General features: G+C 54.0%; 1 rRNA gene (cut by a window edge). It reads right to left on the bottom strand.

What is annotated here, in order from left to right:
* Positions 1-41: 41 nt before the first annotated feature.
* Positions 42-2696: ribosomal RNA gene (locus tag SM765_RS22885) — 23S ribosomal RNA — on the bottom strand (it continues 172 nt past the right edge of the window).

Genomic DNA, 2696 nt, shown 5'->3' with positions numbered 1-2696 from the left:
GTTTTGCTTTTTGGTGTTTATGAGACTGTCTGTTACTGGAACAGATCAAGCCTATCGGGCGATTAGTACCGGTCAACTGAATGCATTGCTGCACTTACATCTCCGGCCTATTGACGTGGTGGTCTTCCACGGCCCTCAGGGATACCTTGTTTTGAGGGGGGCTTCCCGCTTAGATGCCTTCAGCGGTTATCCTTTCCGATCATAGCTACCCTGCACTACCGTTGGCACGATAACAGGTCCACCAGTGGATCGTTCACCCCGGTCCTCTCGTACTAGGGGCAACTCCTCTCAAGTATCCTACACCCACGGCAGATAGGGACCGAACTGTCTCACGACGTTCTAAACCCAGCTCACGTACCTCTTTAAACGGCGAACAGCCGTACCCTTGGGACCTGCTCCAGCCCCAGGATGAGATGAGCCGACATCGAGGTGCCAAACACTGCCGTCGATATGGACTCTTGGGCAGTATCAGCCTGTTATCCCCGGCGTACCTTTTATCCGTTGAGCGATGGCCCTTCCACTCGGGACCACCGGATCACTATGGCCGACTTTCGTCTCTGCTCGACTTGTCAGTCTCGCAGTCAGGCTGGCTTCTGCCATTGCACTCAACGAGCGATTTCCGACCGCTCTGAGCCAACCTTCGCGCGCCTCCGTTACGCTTTAGGAGGCGACCGCCCCAGTCAAACTACCCGCCACGCAGGGTCCCGGATCCGGATAACGGACCGCGGTTAGACATCAAGAGTGCGAAGGGTGGTATCTCAAGGGAGGCTCCACCGGAACTAGCGTTCTGGTTTCGATGCCTACCACCTATCCTGCACATCACAATCCTGATGCCAGTGCGAAGCTGTAGTAAAGGTGCACGGGGTCTTTCCGTCTAACCGCGGGAAGCCTGCATCTTGACAGGCAATTCAATTTCGCTGAGTCGATGTTGGAGACAGCGGGGAAGTCGTTACGCCATTCGTGCAGGTCGGAACTTACCCGACAAGGAATTTCGCTACCTTAGGACCGTTATAGTTACGGCCGCCGTTTACCTGGGCTTCAATTCGGAGCTCTCACTCCTCCTTTTAACCTTCAGGCACCGGGCAGGCGTCAGACCCTATACGTCGTCTTGCGACTTCGCAGAGCCCTGTGTTTTTAATAAACAGTCGCCACCCCCTGGTTTGTGCCCCCGGATCCAAGTTGCCTTGAACCCGGGCCTCCTTCTCGCGAACTTACGGAGGTATTTTGCCGAGTTCCTTCAACATCGTTCTCTCAAGCGCCTTGGTATTCTCTACCAGTCCACCTGTGTCGGTTTAGGGTACGGTCTGATGGAGGGCTATTTCCAGGGACTGCTCAGCAGCCCAACCAATCCGATAAGGCTGAACTACAGTCGCAATCCGTCACATCCTCCTGGCCCAGGAATATTAACCTGGTTCCCATCGCCTACGCCTTTCGGCCTCGGCTTAGGGGCCGGCTTACCCTGCTCAGATTAGCTTTAAGCAGGAACCCTTGGACTTTCGGCGAGAGTGTCTCTCACACTCTTTGTCGCTACTCATGTCATCATTCTCGCTAGTGATCTCTCCACCGGATGGCTCACGCCCCGGCTTCATCGAAAGCCTCTTGTCTCCAATCTTCCCGAAGGAAGTAAGGAGACATGAGACTATGTCACACTACGCTCTGCTACCATGCACTATGTGCATCCTCGGCTTCGGCTCATGGCTTGAGCCCCGTTACATCTTCGCCGCAGGACAACTTATTTAGACCAGTGAGCTGTTACGCTATCTTTAAAGGATGGCTGCTTCTAAGCCAACCTCCTGGTTGTTTTGGTCGTCCCACCTGCTTTCCCACTTAGCCATGAATTGGGGGCCTTAGCCGGAGGTCAGGGTTGTTTCCCTCTCCACTACGGACGTTAGCATCCGCAGTGTGTCTGCCATCTAGTACTCCCGGGTATTCGGAGTTTGGTTAGGATCAGTAAGCCTGTGGGGCCCCATTACCCATCCAGTGCTCTACCCCCCGGGGTATTCGGATGACGCTCTACCTAAATAGATTTCGCAGAGAACCAGCTATCTCCGAGTTTGATTGGCCTTTCACCCCTAGGCACAGCTCATCCCGATCTTTTTCAACAGATGTGGGTTCGGTCCTCCAGTGCGTGTTACCGCACCTTCAACCTGGCCATGCCTAGATCACTCGGTTTCGGGTCTGATCCCACGAACTCATTCGCCCTATTAAGACTCGCTTTCGCTGCGCCTTCGCCTAGCGGCTTAAGCTTGCTCGTGAGACCAAGTCGATGACCCATTATACAAAAGGTACGCTGTCAGCCCTCAAGGGGCCTCCAACTGATTGTAGGCGTTCGGTTTCAGGTACTGTTTCACTCCCCTCGTCGGGGTGCTTTTCACCTTTCCCTCACGGTACTGGTTCACTATCGGTCAGTAAGGAGTACTTAGCCTTCGAAGGTGGTCCTCCGATCTTCAGACAGAATTTCACGTGTTCCGCCCTACTTAATACGTCCATCAAAGCTTCCTGTACGGGGCTATCACCCGCTATGGCTGCGCTTCCCAACGCATTCCAGTCACTTCTCTGGCTCGGCTGGTCCCCGTTCGCTCGCCGCTACTAAGGGAGTATCAATTGATGTCCTTTCCTCCGGGTACTTAGATGTTTCAGTTCCCCGGGTTTGCTCTTAAAACCCTATGTATTCAGGTTTTAAGTACCTGGTTCAG

The sequence above is a fragment of the Pseudophaeobacter sp. 1A09344 genome, assembly GCF_041008745.1.
Classification (GTDB): domain Bacteria; phylum Pseudomonadota; class Alphaproteobacteria; order Rhodobacterales; family Rhodobacteraceae; genus Phycobacter; species Phycobacter gallaeciensis_A.
The sequence above is the reverse complement of the archived record's forward strand: the minus strand, read 5'-3'. Positions and strand labels throughout refer to the sequence as shown.